16 protein-coding genes are annotated in these 14,095 nt (G+C 71.1%); 10 read left to right on the top strand and 6 right to left on the bottom strand.

The features are described 5' to 3' along the window. The coding region (locus KME78_RS62945) for an RNA-guided endonuclease InsQ/TnpB family protein (RefSeq protein ID WP_281429233.1) at positions 1-785 on the bottom strand (785 nt) is incomplete at its 3' end. Between the two features lie 23 nt (positions 786-808). Between KME78_RS62945 and tnpA the strand changes: the two genes are divergently transcribed. Further along, positions 809-1,237, top strand: coding sequence for an IS200/IS605 family transposase (tnpA, locus tag KME78_RS62940; RefSeq protein WP_219539826.1), 429 nt, complete (start codon positions 809-811; stop codon positions 1,235-1,237). Positions 1,238-1,281: 44 nt separating this feature from the next. Here the strand turns inward: tnpA and KME78_RS62935 are convergent, their stop codons facing one another. Next, positions 1,282-1,560, bottom strand: coding sequence for a hypothetical protein (locus tag KME78_RS62935; protein ID WP_219539825.1), 279 nt, complete (start codon positions 1,558-1,560; stop codon positions 1,282-1,284). Between the two features lie 240 nt (positions 1,561-1,800). On the opposite strand from KME78_RS62935, the gene KME78_RS62930 reads away from it, so the two are divergent. The 5 genes from KME78_RS62930 (at position 1,801) to KME78_RS62910 (ending at position 6,040) form a co-directional block, all read left to right on the top strand. Further along, positions 1,801-2,499 carry a GntR family transcriptional regulator gene (locus KME78_RS62930; RefSeq protein WP_219539824.1) on the top strand — a complete coding sequence of 233 codons (699 nt, stop codon included), beginning with the start codon at positions 1,801-1,803 and terminating at the stop codon, positions 2,497-2,499. Further along, the gene (gene rraA / locus KME78_RS62925; protein WP_219539823.1) at positions 2,496-2,966 is read left to right on the top strand and encodes a ribonuclease E activity regulator RraA; all 471 of its coding nucleotides are present in this window, start codon (positions 2,496-2,498) and stop codon (positions 2,964-2,966) included. Before KME78_RS62930 ends, rraA begins: the two co-directional genes overlap by 4 nt. 89 nt (positions 2,967-3,055) lie before the next feature. After that, entirely contained in the window at positions 3,056-3,949 is an 894-nt protein-coding gene (locus KME78_RS62920) for a DNA-3-methyladenine glycosylase family protein (protein ID WP_219539822.1), read from the top strand. Between the two features lie 54 nt (positions 3,950-4,003). Further along, positions 4,004-4,795 carry a DUF1206 domain-containing protein gene (locus KME78_RS62915; RefSeq protein ID WP_219539821.1) on the top strand — a complete coding sequence of 264 codons (792 nt, stop codon included), beginning with the start codon at positions 4,004-4,006 and terminating at the stop codon, positions 4,793-4,795. Positions 4,796-4,831: 36 nt separating this feature from the next. Then, the gene (locus KME78_RS62910) at positions 4,832-6,040 is read left to right on the top strand and encodes a dipeptidase (protein WP_219539820.1); all 1,209 of its coding nucleotides are present in this window, start codon (positions 4,832-4,834) and stop codon (positions 6,038-6,040) included. Between the two features lie 4 nt (positions 6,041-6,044). Here KME78_RS62910 and KME78_RS62905 read toward each other — a convergent pair whose 3' ends face one another. Next, positions 6,045-6,926, bottom strand: coding sequence for a diacylglycerol/lipid kinase family protein (locus KME78_RS62905; protein WP_219539819.1), 882 nt, complete (start codon positions 6,924-6,926; stop codon positions 6,045-6,047). Between the two features lie 98 nt (positions 6,927-7,024). Between KME78_RS62905 and KME78_RS62900 the strand changes: the two genes are divergently transcribed. The 4 genes from KME78_RS62900 (at position 7,025) to KME78_RS62885 (ending at position 9,209) form a co-directional block, all read left to right on the top strand. Further along, positions 7,025-7,771 carry a phosphatase PAP2 family protein gene (locus KME78_RS62900; RefSeq protein ID WP_219539818.1) on the top strand — a complete coding sequence of 249 codons (747 nt, stop codon included), beginning with the start codon at positions 7,025-7,027 and terminating at the stop codon, positions 7,769-7,771. Next, a complete protein-coding gene (locus KME78_RS62895) occupies positions 7,758-8,450 on the top strand; it encodes a phosphatase PAP2 family protein (protein WP_219539817.1) in 693 nt (230 codons plus the stop codon). Before KME78_RS62900 ends, KME78_RS62895 begins: the two co-directional genes overlap by 14 nt. Before the next feature lie 21 nt (positions 8,451-8,471). Then, positions 8,472-8,882: a VOC family protein gene (locus KME78_RS62890; RefSeq protein WP_219539816.1), complete on the top strand. Its 411-nt coding sequence runs from the start codon at positions 8,472-8,474 to the stop codon at positions 8,880-8,882. 120 nt (positions 8,883-9,002) lie between these two features. Then, positions 9,003-9,209, top strand: a complete 207-nt coding sequence (locus KME78_RS62885; protein WP_219539815.1) for a hypothetical protein — start codon at positions 9,003-9,005, stop codon at positions 9,207-9,209. 4 nt (positions 9,210-9,213) lie between these two features. On the opposite strand, the gene KME78_RS62880 is transcribed toward KME78_RS62885, so the two are convergent. Genes KME78_RS62880 through KME78_RS62870 form a run of 3 tightly spaced genes read right to left on the bottom strand, consistent with a single transcriptional unit; the run spans position 9,214 to position 13,959 of the window. Beyond that, positions 9,214-12,270 carry a lantibiotic dehydratase gene (locus KME78_RS62880; RefSeq protein ID WP_219539814.1) on the bottom strand — a complete coding sequence of 1,019 codons (3,057 nt, stop codon included), beginning with the start codon at positions 12,268-12,270 and terminating at the stop codon, positions 9,214-9,216. Next, positions 12,267-13,610 (bottom strand): lanthionine synthetase C family protein, encoded by a 1,344-nt coding sequence (locus KME78_RS62875; protein WP_219539813.1) that lies wholly within the window; start codon positions 13,608-13,610, stop codon positions 12,267-12,269. Before KME78_RS62875 ends, KME78_RS62880 begins: the two co-directional genes overlap by 4 nt. Then, complete coding sequence (locus tag KME78_RS62870) at positions 13,594-13,959, bottom strand: hypothetical protein (RefSeq protein ID WP_219539812.1); 366 nt, start codon at positions 13,957-13,959, stop codon at positions 13,594-13,596. The genes KME78_RS62875 and KME78_RS62870 overlap by 17 nt, the downstream gene beginning before the upstream one ends. Positions 13,960-14,095: the final 136 nt, after the last annotated feature.

Here is a 14,095-nt window from a genome sequence, read left to right as displayed (position 1 = left end):
GCGCGGAGCCGGGCGATCTGGTCGTAGGTGCGGCGTTCCCGGTTGGAGACCGGGCCGCCCTTCGTGCGGGTGGCACGCTGACGGGCGCTTTTGCGCTCCAGACGCAACAACCGCTCGCGCTGCCCGCGGGACAGCCACGGGCCGTGCCGAAAGTGTTCCCCGGTGGACAGGGCCAGAGGGACCGCGATGCCCCGATCCATGCCGGCCTTCGGCCCGGTGTGCGGCGCAGGGGCGGAGACGAGTAGCTCGGTACGGAAGGCGATGGTCCATCCGTGGGCGTCTTTCACCAGGCGAGCCCCGGTGACCCTCCCGCAGGGTCCGCCCTTGGTGACGCCGGGCAGATCCTTTGTCCATCGGAATCTCACCCGCCCGACCTTGGGCAGGTTGACCGCACCCCACCTGCGGTTGATCCGGGTGATCTGCAAGTCGCGGGCCTGAGGGACGTCCACGGCCATCCGGGACCGAAACCGGCCCTTGAACGTCGGGCGCTTCGCCGGGTGGTCGGGGTTGAAGAAGTTCGCCCACGCCTGCCGGTAGGTCTTCAGTACGGCTTGCGCGGCCTGAGCGGGCAGTTGCCCCATCCACTCGATCTCGTGGCGGGCCTGGCGAATCGCCGCGTCGCACTCCTTCAGTGACGCGAGGCGGCCCTGGCGGAAGGTCGTGAACTCATGGAGCAGGTTCCACACGGCACGCGCGGCGTGGGCTTGGCCGTCCACAACGGCCTCCTGGGCCGGGTTGAGGCCGAGTCGCGCCACGTGCGCACGAGTCCGCTTCACCGTCTCCACGCACTGATCATATCGTTTGGTCTATGTCACCGCGATGGAATCCGAACCCCGATGTCAGAACGGGACGGCATGTCGTCTACAACCTTCACGCCCATTTGGTGTTCGTGACCAAGTACAGGCGTGGGGTGTTCACCGACGAGATGCTGATCCGCTGCGAGGAACTCATGCGCGAGGTATGCGCCGACTTCGAGGTCGACCTGCGCGAGTTCAACGGCGAGCACGACCACGTCCACCTGCTGGTCCACTACCCGCCCAAGGTCGCCCTGTCCAAACTCGTCAACTCGCTGAAGGGGGTCTCGGCTCGGATGCTTCGCAAGGAATACAGCGCACACGTCCGCCAACACCTCTGGGACGGACATTTCTGGTCTGGATCCTACTTCGCCGGGTCGGTCGGCGGGGCACCGCTCACCGTGCTCAAGCAGTACATCGAGCAGCAGAAACGACCTGTGTGAGTAAAGCCGCCGACAAACCTGAAAGATCAGGACACGCTCGCGCCCTAGCGGGCACTCCCACGTGAGCCTTCACCCCCGGCATAAACGCCAGAGCACTGGCCCACATTCTGGTAGATGGTGAGCGTGCCGCCCTCCTTCTTGGAGGTCTCCACGATCTGGCTGTACGCGCTCGGGTAGTACGAGGGAACCTGCCCCGTCGCGATCGGGTTGGCCGGCGGTTTCTTCGCCGCCTCGCCGCCACCACCGCCGCCGCAGGCCGTGACGAGCCCGAGCGCGAATACGGCGGCACCGATGGCGCGGAAGGTGGGGTGGAAGGTGGTCATGTGCTTCCTCCTAGACGAAGCGAGGCTGGCCGCCGTCGCCTGCGATGGCGGCCACTCTGCTCGTTATAACCTATGACGTCAACCCCTCGTTTCCGGAATGTAACGTTCTCTAGCTGCCATGATGCCTTATATCGGACGCAATCAGGCCCCACATATACCGTGCGCAAGGGGCCCACGACTTGGCGACAAAGATGCGTGGCGGTGTAGGTTATAACCGTCACCGACTGAGACAGGACAGCGATGAGCGAACCAGCGGCAGAGCTCTACACCACCAAGGCGGACTACGCCTATCTGCGGGTCAAGGAGCGGATCCTGTCCGGCGAGCTACCGCCCGGCTCCGTCATCGCGCAGGCCAGGCTGGCCCGCGACATCGGCATCAGCACCACTCCCCTGCGTGAGGCCCTGCGCCGGCTCAAGAGTGAGGGGCTGGTGGAGCTGGACGCCCACCGCGACGCCCGCGTCGCTCCCCTGGCCGCGGAGGAGGCCCGCGACCTGCTGGAGATGCGGCGCTCCCTCGACCCCCTGGCGGTCGCGCTGGCCGCCGAACGCCGGACCAAGGCCGACATCGCCGAGATGCGCGCCGCCGCCGAGGGGCTCAAGCCGCTGCCCGGCAACCCCGCCTACGAGCACCTGGTCGCCCATCGCAGGTTCCACACCGCGCTCTACGCCGCCTCGCACAACGACCTGCTGATCCAGACGCTCGACAGCCTGTGGGACAAGGCCGACCGCTACCGCCGGCTCGCCCTGGAGGTCGAACGCGGCCAGCAGGCCCGCGACCGCAAGGCCGCCGAGCACGAGGCGCTGCTGGAGTGTGTGATCGTGGGTGACGCCGACGGCGCCGCCACCGTCATGCGCGAGCACATCGACACCAGCCTCGGCGCCCAGGCCGCCTGGCGGCTCCGCAAGCATCCATCCGGCGACCAGGAGGACGCGTCATGACCATCGTCACGGCAGACCTGTACGACGAGCACGGCGACCGCCTCGACTCCTGCGACCTGCAACTACGCCAGTACGGCGGGCGCCACGCCTTCTCCGGCCCGATCGTGACCGTCCGCTGCCACCAGGACAACGTGCTGCTCAAGTCCGCCCTGTCGGAGCCGGGAGCCGGACGCGTGCTGGTCGTGGACGGCGGCGGCTCCCTGCACACCGCCCTCATGGGCGACATCATCGCGGGGCTGGCCGTCTCCAACGGCTGGTCCGGCGTGGTGATCAACGGAGCCGTACGGGACGTCGCCGCGCTGCGCGAGCTGGACTTGGGCGTCAAGGCGCTCGGCTCGAACCCCCGCAAGAGCGACAAACAAGGCACCGGCGAGCGCGACGTCCCCGTCACCTTCGGCAACGTCACCTTCCGTCCAGGCGCCGACCTGTTCAGCGACGACGACGGCATCCTGGTGACCCGGGCCTGAACGCCAGACGCGGGCCTGAGCGCCGGACGGCGGCCTGACCGCGCCAGAGGCGTCCCCGCCGGCTCGCTCGGCCTCCTACCATACGGCCCATGACCACGCACGGATTCACGCTCACCGCCGAGGGCCCGTTCGACTTCGGCGCCTCGCTGCGCTTCGTCGAGGACTGGCCGGCCACCAGCGCGCTGCCCTCCGACGGGCGGGCGCTGCGCTTCGCCTACTGCGCCGAGTCCGACTGGCGGCCGATCGGCGTGACCGTGACGGCCGCGCCGGGCGGGGTCGCCGTCGCCACGACGCGGGCCGCGGGGCCGGGGATCCGGGGTGAGGTGGCGCGCATCCTCTCCCTCGACGTGGACGGCGCCGGTTTCGCCGGGCTCGGCGAGGCCGACCCGATACTCGGCGACCTGCAGCGCCTCCGTCCCGGCCTGCGGCCGGTGTGCTTCTGGAGCCCCTGGGAGGCGGCGTGCTGGGCGGTGATCGTCCAGCGCTCGTCGATGCTCATCGCCGCGCGCATCAAGCAGCGCATCGCGGAGCGCTACGGCGCCAAGGTCACCATGGACGGGCAGGTGTACGCGGCCTTTCCGCCGCCCGTGACGCTGCTGGAGGCCGGCGGCCTCGGGCTGCCCGCGCAGAAGGAGGAGTGGCTGCGCGGGCTGGCCGGCGCGGCGATGGACGGCGTGCTCACCGCCGAGCACCTGCGCGCGCTCGCCCCTGAGGAGGCCCTGGCCGAGCTGCGCGCCTTGCCCGGCGTGGGGCCGTTCTCGGCGGGCCTGATCCTGATCCGCGGCGCGGGCGCGCCGGACGCGTTCCCGGGCGACGAGCCGCGCCTGTTCGGGATCCTGCGTGAGGCGTACGGCCTGCCGGAGGACGCGCCGCCGGCCGCGTACCGGAAGCTGGCCGAGGCGTGGCGGCCCTATCGCTCCTGGGCCTCCTTCTTGTTCCGGGCGGCCACCTATGGCGTCATGGACGACCCGGTGAAGGTCTAGAGCGCCGAATCCGGGGCAGTTCGAGGGTCTTTGACGGACACTCGGGAGAATCGCATGAGCGAAGCTGAGGCCGCGGCACGCCGGGCGGCGGACAGTCCGGCCATGGACAAGCTTGCGCGGGTCGGGCTGGTCTGCCGCGGCGTGCTTTATGGGCTGATCGGCGTGCTGGCCGTCCAGATCGCGTTCGGCGGCGGCGGGCAGCAGGCCGACAAGAGCGGGGCCATCAGTACGGTCGCGGCGCTGCCTTTCGGGGCCGTGATCTTATGGGTCATGGTCGTGGGGTTCGCCGCACTGGCACTGTGGCAAGCCTCTGAGGCGATCTTCGGGGCGCACAAGCTCAAGGACCGGATCGAGGCGGGCAGCCGGGTCGTGGTCTACGTGCTCATCTGCGCCGCGCTGCTGACCATGCTGCTGACCGGCAAGACCGGGTCCGATGACAAGATGTCCCAGGATCTGACGGGCAAGCTGCTCTCGCTCCCCGCTGGACAGGTCATCGTCGGGCTGATCGGGCTCGGCATCCTGGGGCTCGGCATCTACTGGGTGCGGTACGGGATCAAGAAGGCGTTCCGCAAAGAGCTCAGGCCGATGCCACCGCGGGCCGGCGCGGTGATGAACCGGCTCGGGCTCGCCGGCTATCTCGCCCGCGGGGTGATCGCCGGTCTGGCCGGGGTCTTCGTGATCCAGGCGGCCATCACCTTCGACCCCGACAAGGCTGGGGGCATCGACGCGACGCTCAGGGCGTTCGCCGACACTCCGGCGGGGCCGTGGCTGCTGGCGGTGGTGGCGCTCGGGCTGCTGCTGTTCGCCCTGTACTGCCTGGGAGAGGCGCGCTGGCGACGCACCTGAGGCTTGGCCGGGGGCCCGTGTGATTTGCTGAGCGGCATGGAAGCACCTTCGGTAGTCGCGTCGTCCAGTACGTCGCACCGCGTCGCCCGGCTGCTGCGCGAGCACCCGCTGATCGACGGGCACAACGATCTGCCCTGGACGGCACGTAAGCTCGCCGGATACGACTTCGACCGGCTCGACATCGGCGGCGACACCTCCGATCGCACCCATACCGATCTGCCCCGGCTGGCGGCCGGAATGGTCGGCGGGCAGTTCTGGTCGGTCTTCGTGCCCTGCCGGCCCGCTGAGGACGCGGTCACCGCGACGCTGGAGCAGATCGACTGCGTGCTGGCCATGGTCCGGCGCTACCCCGACCGGCTGGCCCTGGCGACCACGGCCGACGAGGTGGAGCGGGTCTTCGCCGGGGGCCGGATCGCCTCGTTGATGGGGGCCGAGGGCGGGCATTCGATCGACTGCTCGCTGGGGGCGCTGCGGATGCTGTACGCCCTCGGCGTCCGATACATGACGCTCACCCACAACGACAACACCCCCTGGGCCGACTCCGCGACCGACGAGCCGGTGAACCACGGGCTGTCCGCGTTCGGGGAGGAGGTCGTACGGGAGATGAACAGGCTGGGCATGCTGGTCGACCTGTCCCACGTGTCGGCCGACACCATGCGTGACGCCCTGCGGGTGACGCGGGCGCCGGTGATCTTCTCGCACTCGTCGGCGCGGGCGGTCTGTTCCGCGCCGCGCAACGTACCCGATGACGTGCTGGAGACGCTGGCGGCCAACGGCGGGGTCTGCATGGCCACGTTCGTGCCCGACTTCGTGTCGCAGGACGCCCGCGAATGGAGGCTGGCCGCGACCGACGCCGCCCGCTCGGCCGGTGTCGACACCCATGACTACGAGGCGTTCCACGAGTTCCTGAACGTCAGGGCGAAGGCGCACCCGAGGCCCGCCGTCACGACCGACCACGTGGTGGCGCACCTGGAGCACATACGCGAGGTGTCCGGCATCGACCACCTCGGCATCGGCGGCGACTACGACGGGTGCGACGGGCTGCCCAGCGGGCTGGAGGACGTGACCGGCTATCCCCGGCTGTTCGCGGCCCTGGCCGACCGGGGCTGGTCCGACGCCGACCTGGCGAAGGTGGCCGGCCGCAACGTGCTGCGGGTGCTGCGCCAGGCCGAGGCCACCGCCGATGACCTGCGGCTGCGCGAGGAGCCGAGCACGATGCGGTTCACCGCGACCGAGAACAACTGACCGGTCATACCGCCGGCAGGCAGATCGTGAGCGCGCCCGGGACGGCCTTGGCCGTGATCCGGTCGGTGGCCTCGCGCTCTCCGCCGTCGAGCTCGTACGTCAGCGGCGTGCCGAACCGGGCGGACACCTTCCTGGCGCGGGTGATCCGGACGAACGGGGAGTCGTCGGAGCGGCCGGCGGCCATCCTGCCGATCACCCGGGCCCACTGGACCGGCCCCTTGGCGGTGGAGACCCCGACCTCCAGCCAGCCGTCGTCCGGCCGGGCGTCGTCGAACGCCTCGATGCCGCCGGCGATCGTGCTCACGTTGCCCAGCAGCAGGCAGCTGGCGTCCCCTTCGAACCAGGTCGTCCCATCGATCTTGATCTTCATCGGCACCAGCGGCCCGCCGACGTGCCGGACGGCCGCCTTGACGTAGCTCAGCTTGCCGAGCTGCTTCTTGGCCTGCCCGTCGGCGTCGGCGATCATCTCGGCCTCGAACCCGGCGCCGGCCATCACCGCGAAATGCTCGCCGTTCAGCAGGCCCAGGTCCAGCTTGTCCCGCCGCCCGTGGAAGCCGATCTCCACCGCCTCTTCCAGGTCGATGGGGATGCCGAGGTTGGTGGCGAACAGGTTCCCGGTCCCGGCCGGCAGGACGGCCATCGGCACGCCGGAGCCGGCCAGCACGTCGGCGCAGCGTTGCACCATGCCATCGCCGCCCCAGACGAACACCAGCTCGGCGCCCTGTTCGAGCGCCTCGCGGACCTTCTTCCGCGCCTTTTTGCTCTTGGGCACCTCGTACCAGAGGAGCTCGCCGACGTCCTGCTCGGCGATGAGCACGCGCAGCCTGTCGAGGCCTGCGCCGAGAGTCTTCTTACGGTGCGCGACAACCGCCACGGTGGGGGACATGCCCTCCGGACTACCCCCGCCGCCGGCTTTCAGGCAGGAATCAATTCCCGCCGCCTGGGTAGCCGAGCGCGAACGCGCATCGAGGAAGGAGCGGGACTGTGAGGCGTCGATGGCTCAAGGCACGCGTCGATCGGGACCGCAGTCTGGGGCTGCGGCTGACGATCGCGAGCCTCGCGGTGGCGCTCATCATGATCCCGTTCAGCCTGCTGCTCGTCGTGGCCAAGATGCCGGTCAACGGGCTGGACGCGGGCGTCGCCGAAGATCTGCACGCGTACGCGGTCACCCATCCGGACGTGACCAGAGTGCTCATCGTATGGACGGATCTGTTCGGCCCGTGGCCGTGGCGTATCGCGGTCATCGCGTACGCCGGCTGGCTGCTGTACAAGGGCGCCCCGAGGCTGGCCATCTGGGCGGTCACCACCGTGACGGTGGGCGGGCTGCTCGGCCTCGCACTCAAGATCATCATCGCCCGGGCCAGGCCGCATCTGCCGGATCCCGTCGCGCTCGCGCCGGGCGACTCCTTCCCGTCGGGCCACGCGGTCAACGTGACGCTCGGCGCCGGAGTGATCGTTCTGCTCGTCCTGCCCAGGGTGCCCCGGTGGGGGCGGCGGGTGGTGTGGGCCGTGGCCTGGTTCCTGGTGCTGTCGGTCGGCTACACCAGGATCGCGCTCGGCGTGCACTGGGTGAGTGACGTGGTCGCCGGGATCATCCTCGGCGTGGCCGTGATCGCCGCCACCGCGGCGGGGTTCGAGACGTGGCGGCGCGAGCAGGGCCGCAAGCCCGCCGCGCCGCAGGCCGAAGGAGTGGAACCCGAGTCGGTGAAGGTGACCCATGACCAGAGCTGAGCACGTGAAGTACTACGCCCTGACGATCTTAATGCCGATGCTGCTGATGGCCGGGGTGACGTTCGGCGTCGGCAAGCTGATCCTCGCCTGGCCCACCGGCGAGGCGGACGTCAGCCGGACCCTGGCCGCCGATCGCACCCCGCTCTGGAACACGCTCACCGACTACGGCAGCAGCCTGTCGGACACCCCCTACATCGTGGCGCTCACCGCGATCGCCGTGATCGTCTTCAGGCTCGTGTACCGGCGCTGGCGCGAATCGATCTTCCTCATCGCGGCCGTCTGGAGCCAGTCGCTCATCTTCCTGGCCACCACCACGCCGGTCGGACGGCACCGGCCGCCCGTGGAGCACATCGACCCGGCCCCGCCCACCTCCAGCTTCCCGTCGGGCCACGTCAGCGCCGCTGTCGCGTTCTACTGCGGGGTCGCGCTCGTCCTGAGCACGCACATCCGCAACCGGGCGCTCCAGGTGGTGATCTGGGTGCTCGGCATCGCCGCCCCGCTCATCGTCGCCTTCTCCCGCCTGTACCGCGGCATGCACTTCCTCACCGACATCACCTGGGGCCTGCTGCTGGGCGTCGGCTGCGTCGTGATGGCCGCGCGGGCGATCCTGTACCGGCGCGAGAAGCAGCGTCAGCGGCCGGTCGTAGCCGGTCAGGAATCAAGAAGCGCCCGCCTTTGAGCCGCGCCTAGCCTGACCGCCATGGACCTCAAGATTCACTGGACCTTCCTCCCGCACGACGACCCGGACGCCGCCCTGGCCTTCTACCGCGACGCCCTCGGCTTCGAGGTCCGCGACGACGTCCGGCACGACGGGCGGCGCTGGATCACGGTCGGCCCCGCCGACCAGCCCGGCACGTCCATCGTCCTGGAGCCGCCGGCCACCGGCCTCGGCATCACCGACGACGAGCACCGCACCATCGTCGAGATGATGGCCAAGGGCACCTACGCCCGCATCACCCTGGCCACCGCCGATCTCGACGGCACCTTCACACGGCTGCGGGACTGCGGCGCCGAGATCGTCCAGGACCCGACCGAGCAGCCGTACGGCATTCGTGACTGCGCCTTCCGCGACCCCGCGGGCAACCTGATCCGCATCAACGAGGTGCGCTGATCGGTCGTCCCGCGGTTGAGACGTTTGCCAGCCGGTCACCGGGTACCGAGTGATTTTCATGAGCGACCTGGAGACCGGCACCATCACCACCAAGGTGCCCGCGAGACTGGATCGGCTGCCGTGGTCACGCTGGCACTGGATGATCGTCATCGGTCTCGGCACCGTCTGGAGCTCGGCCTGTCGCTCTTCATCGGCCAGGCGTTCCTCTACAACGTCATGATCGTGGCGGGTCTGGTGGAGCTCTTCCTCGGGGTCAAGGCCGAACGCAAGGGCTTGGAGGAGATCGCCGCTCCGCTGACAGCCGCCGAGGTGGACCAGGCGGCGTGACGCTCTATACGTGATCGGTTCGCAGCGGTGCGCGCAGGAGGCTTTCGCGGGTGCGGGACAGCAGGCCGAGCAGGCGCCGTTCGCTCGCGGGGCCTCCTGGGAGCAGGCGGTTGCAGTGCATGTGCACGAAACTGGGCATCAGCTGCGCTCTGGGCGCCCAGAGCGCACCGCGCGCCTCCAGGTCGTCGAGCCGGCGAGTGACCGACCGGATGCCGGCCGCTCGGTCGCGGAGGAGCTGGTCGAGCTCTGGTCCGGCAGGCTGGGCACGCAACCAGGCGGGATCGCCCAGCGCTGAGCGGAGATCGGTCTGCCGTTTCCGGTATTCCGCGCCGGTGGTGCGGCCGGCGGGGGCTCGCTCGCGGTACCAGGTCGCGCGCCCGGCCTCGTCCAGGCCCATGGCGGCGAGCAGGTCGTCGACCGTACGGGCGGCGGTGAGCGTGCGATCAAGCCCGGGACCTAGGTCCAGCAGGTCCGCCACCGCCCGGCTGTCCACCGCGAACAGCGTTTCGGCCACGGCGAGCCCGTCCGGCCCGCCGTACCGTTCGATCTCCCGGTCATAGGTGTCGACGCAGAAGCGACCGCAGCGTCCGGCGTCGATGAGCGAGGTCGCCCAGCGGAACAGCAGCGGCGCCAGGACGGTGGCCAGCGTGCCGGGATCGCCGCGCAACCGGAGGCGCAGGTGCGGCTCCGGATCGGCGTAGCGCAGGAAGAACCACTCGTCGGCCAGGCCGTCGGCGCGTACGGTGGCGCCGAGCTCTCGCACGGGCCCGGCGATCAGCTCGTCCGCCGATTCCGGCGGGTGGTACAGCTTGACGTAGAGCCAGTCACTGCCGGGCGGGCGGAGGCGATCGGTGGCCTCGATCGACCGGGTGACCGGCGCGGCCCGGCGTACGGTGTCCGGCGGCGGTTGCTCATGGTCGAGCACCACGGGGACCAGCAGCTCGCTGATGTAGTGGCCGTCGGCTCCGGGCAGCCACGCGTCCTCGGGCCCGGGCAGCGCCTCGTGGAGGATCAGTGTCCCGCCCTTGGGCAGGAGTTCGAGCTCGTGGTGCACCTCGTCGAGCTGGTCGGGGTCGGCGAGGTCGAGCAGGAGCCGGTTGTCGCCGAAGGCCAGGTAGACGTATCGCGGCAGCCGCCACTGCTCCCGCCAGGCGGCGAACGGGCCCGGCGGCATGCTCGGCACCCGCCAGGTCGCCGGGGTCAATATCACCCTCCCCACCCGGACCCTGGGCAGGAAGGGGAACTGCGCCGCCGGGCCCCAGCCGAACCCGCCGAGCCGCGGCTGACCGGCGCAGGCGACCTCGTCGAGGAAGCGGACGACCGCGGGCGCCTGCCGGCCGGTGAGCATGTGTCCCGCGCAGGCCAGCACGTCCCGATCGAGCGCCGGCCAGCGCACCACGAAGCGGCCGTCGCGGAGGCCGACGAGCAGCTCGTCCACCGGTACGGCCTGGCCGGGCGCCGTGGGAACGGCGTCGAGCACGATCGCGTGGTCGCGGACGAGCGGCCGGATCGTGACGTTGCCGCTGCGCGCCCTGCGCGGCTGGTAGTCGACCTCGGCCCAGAGCCGGCCGGGGCGGACGGCGGCCTCGGCCCGCGCGGCGGAGGCCAGGGCGGCCACGGCGTCGTGGCCGATCAGGTGGGCGAAGCGGCCCAGCGTACGCCCGGCGGCGCCGCCGCCCTGGTTGGGGCCGATGACCAGCGAGAAGTCGCCGTCGTCGACGGCGCTCGGGGAGGCCGCCAGCACGAACACCGAAATATCGAGCGAAGTCGGGGCGGCCGAGGGCGACGGTTCCCAGGTCTCCAGGGCGGTCAGGGCCGCCTCGTCCAGGTCGACGACGCGGCGGCCGTCTCTGATCGCCTCCAGGGCCAGGTTCAGCAGCATCTGGTGCCGGTTCGCGGCGGCCGTTCCGGAGCCTTGGGGGTGCTCCGGCGGGCCGAGACCGATCTCGGGGTCGAGCAGTTCCAGAAGGGGGACCTCGGTGCCGGGCGCGTAGCGTGCCTCGAACGCGCGCCGGTAGGAGTCCAGGGCCGCCGAGCCTCGCGGCATCGGGGACAGCCGCAGCATCAGCTCGGCGGCCCTGGCCACCTCGACGGCGACCCGTCGATGAACCGTCCGGCCGCCCAGCGGGAGCGCCATGTCGCTCTGCAGCCGTGCCCGGCCGGGCGCGGCGGGGTGCACGGACTCGGCCTGTTCGACGAGGTCGGCGAAGCAATCCGCGCCCACCTCGGGCGGCAGCCGATCCCACCTGCTCATCGCCGCCAGCAGTTGGTCGAGCGACTTGGCCTCGGTGTGGGTCGCGGGGAGCTCCGCAAGCCGCCGGGCCACCTGCCGGGCCGGGTCGCCGCCGGTCAGCGGCGGCCGGAGGTCGGTCAACAGCACACCGTGCGCCCACAACTGCTCCAGCAGCCGGGCGACCTTGTCCGCGATCGCCGCCGACCCGCCGGTGAGTTCGTCGAACAGCCGCTGGTAGGGAACCGGTGCGCGGGCGACCTCCAGCGCGCGAAGGACCGGCGCGGTGGCGCGCAGCGAGACCGATCCGTCCGCTCCGTCGCCGCTCGGCGCGCGCTCACCGAGCCGGACGCGGCCGGCTCGGACGAAGGCCGCCGGGTTGGCGAACCAGCGCAGCCCCGTACGCACCTCGGCGCGCCGCTCCAGCTCGGTGACCAGGGACAGCAGCCATTCCATGTCCGGCCGGGTGTGGATGCGGGGCTGGTCGGCCGTCAGGGTGAGACCGGTCCGTTCGCCCCAGGCGCCGAGGCCGACCCCGGCGAACAGGCCGTACGGGGTCGGCCTGGTCGACATCCGGGTCAGGTAGCGCCGGAGCTTGCGGGCCGATCTGCGCCGTGCCCGGTCGTCCTTGAACGACCGGGTCAGCGCACGCGGCAGATCACCGCCGCCGACCAGCAGCGCACGGCGAATCCGCGCGTCCGCGGGCAACGCGGTCCCGCGGACGCAGTCGGGGGGCCCGTCGCCCAGGGCCAGGTAGTCCTCGACGGGCAGGAGCGGGGTGCGTACCACGAGCCAGTCCAGCGGACGGTAGAGCGGGCGGCGCGGGCTCATGACAGCAGGAAGAGCCGGTCCCACGCCGGCGGGACGTCGGTGGCGGCGGCGAGCAGGGCGAGCGCGACCCCTGGGGCGCCGTCGAGCAGCCCCGGCTGGTCCACGCGGTTGCCGCCGGGCTCCAGGTCGCTGAAGCCGAGCGGAAGATCCGGCTGGTAGAGCCGCAGAATCTGCTCGGTGAGATCGGCGGCGGCCTGGCCGAACATCGGGTCCCCGGTGTCGTGGGCGAAGCGCGTGGTGATCTGCAGCAGCCCGGCGACGCCGTGGCAGAAGGTCGGCGAGTCGATGAACCGCCGGCCGCGGGGACGGCGATAGGTGGCGGCCATCGCCTCGACCGCCAGCGCGCACAGCTGAGGCGCGTCCAGTGCCGAACCGGCCAGCCACAACGCCCGCGCCACCCCTGGGCTGCCGTAACACCAGGCACTGCGGCCGGGTCTCGGCTGCTCCGGGGGCGAGTCCGGACAGGGAAGGGCGAAGGCGGACGGCCAGTTGGCGCCCCATTCGTCGTCCGCGCGGTGCTCGACCAGCCAGTCAGCCACCCGGTGGACCGCTTCGCGCTGCCCGGGAACGGTGATCCCCGCCCGCGTCGCCAGCGACATCAGGGCCAGCGGACCAGGGATGCCGTGCGCCAGGCCGCAGTTGAGGTTGCCGTGCGGGAACTGGCGGGCCATGGGCTCGTCGGCGCCCATGGCACCGATCGGTGTGTGCCAGTTGGGCAGACCGTCACGGTCCCCGCACAGCGCCACCAACCCGGCGAGCACCGCCTCCAACGCCCGCGCCGCACCCGCCTCATGCCGGCGGCACAGCAGGTAGGCGCCGGTCCCGGCCAGTCCCGCGATCACGTCGAACGCCCCGACGGGGACACCGGCACCGGCCTGCTCCAGCCCGCGAGCCTGCTGGGCCGCCTGGGGCGCCAGCCACCGGTCCAGCTCCCCGAGGAGCCGCCGGTAGCGGCTGCCGTCACGCGACAGCGAGTGCGCGGCGAACGCGACACCGGCGATGCCGCCGAAAAGGCTCGGCCGTACATGCGTCAGATCCTGAGCGTCATGCGCCGCCAGGCTCAGATATTCGTGCGCGCACACGTCCCAGCCGTCGCCCGGCAGGCAGGCGTCCAGGTAGCCGAACAGCAGCGCCAGACCCGCGTCTCCCTGCGCGACGTCGGACGGACGCCACCGCCGGTAGGCGGCGAAATCGCTCTGCCGGCTCGCGTTCTCCGCATGGACCCGAACCTGCCGAGGGTCACGCATGCGGCCCGCCACCTCCTGCGCGACGGAAAGGGCTCTCGCGCCCATCGCGCTCGGCAGCACCGCGGCCCAGGCGCTCTTAGTCGTGGCAGACATGACGTGATCCGCAGTCGATGCAGGTGTCGCAGGTGTGGCAGTCGGTTTCGCCGCAGGTCGGCCCGCGTACGGTGTGGCAGGCCGGGCAGGTGTCCTGGGTCGGGCAGCCATGACACGTGGCGCAGTTGGTGTGGCAGGTCTCGCAGGTCTCCTGGCCGCAGGTGTGGCAGGTCGGCTGGTCGCAGTTGGTCTGGTGGGTGCACAGCGCGGGGCAGGTGTTGCAGGTGACGCAGGTCTGGCATCCCGTGATGCACGTGGCCGTCACGTCGGTGTCCAGCGTGCTCGGGCGGGGAACCCCGGGGGTGCCGAGCCGGATGTCCAGGTCGAAGTCATCATCCGCCGGCCTCATGACCTGGCCCCTTTCCTTACGGTAATGGTGCGACTCCATAGTGTCACGATCAGGCAAGGGCCGGCCCGGAAATCGGCAACGAGCGCCCGCGCCCGTCGGCTCGACGGACGCGGGCGGTCGCCGGGGGCAGGGGGCG

The organism is Nonomuraea guangzhouensis (assembly GCF_019396345.1).
Classification (GTDB): domain Bacteria; phylum Actinomycetota; class Actinomycetes; order Streptosporangiales; family Streptosporangiaceae; genus Nonomuraea; species Nonomuraea guangzhouensis.
The sequence above is the reverse complement of the archived record's forward strand: the minus strand, read 5'-3'. Positions and strand labels throughout refer to the sequence as shown.

Bases quoted from the DNA above. Each gene is read 5' to 3' on its own strand.
- tnpA (WP_219539826.1), top strand. From the start codon at position 809: ATGTCACCGCGATGGAATCCGAACCCCGATGTCAGAACGGGACGGCAT.
- KME78_RS62935 (WP_219539825.1), bottom strand. From the start codon at position 1,560: ATGACCACCTTCCACCCCACCTTCCGCGCCATCGGTGCCGCCGTATTC.
- KME78_RS62930 (WP_219539824.1), top strand. From the start codon at position 1,801: ATGAGCGAACCAGCGGCAGAGCTCTACACCACCAAGGCGGACTACGCC.
- rraA (WP_219539823.1), top strand. From the start codon at position 2,496: ATGACCATCGTCACGGCAGACCTGTACGACGAGCACGGCGACCGCCTC.
- KME78_RS62920 (WP_219539822.1), top strand. From the start codon at position 3,056: ATGACCACGCACGGATTCACGCTCACCGCCGAGGGCCCGTTCGACTTC.
- KME78_RS62915 (WP_219539821.1), top strand. From the start codon at position 4,004: ATGAGCGAAGCTGAGGCCGCGGCACGCCGGGCGGCGGACAGTCCGGCC.
- KME78_RS62910 (WP_219539820.1), top strand. From the start codon at position 4,832: ATGGAAGCACCTTCGGTAGTCGCGTCGTCCAGTACGTCGCACCGCGTC.
- KME78_RS62905 (WP_219539819.1), bottom strand. From the start codon at position 6,926: ATGTCCCCCACCGTGGCGGTTGTCGCGCACCGTAAGAAGACTCTCGGC.
- KME78_RS62895 (WP_219539817.1), top strand. From the start codon at position 7,758: ATGACCAGAGCTGAGCACGTGAAGTACTACGCCCTGACGATCTTAATG.
- KME78_RS62890 (WP_219539816.1), top strand. From the start codon at position 8,472: ATGGACCTCAAGATTCACTGGACCTTCCTCCCGCACGACGACCCGGAC.
- KME78_RS62880 (WP_219539814.1), bottom strand. From the start codon at position 12,270: ATGAGCCCGCGCCGCCCGCTCTACCGTCCGCTGGACTGGCTCGTGGTA.
- KME78_RS62875 (WP_219539813.1), bottom strand. From the start codon at position 13,610: ATGTCTGCCACGACTAAGAGCGCCTGGGCCGCGGTGCTGCCGAGCGCG.
- KME78_RS62870 (WP_219539812.1), bottom strand. From the start codon at position 13,959: ATGAGGCCGGCGGATGATGACTTCGACCTGGACATCCGGCTCGGCACC.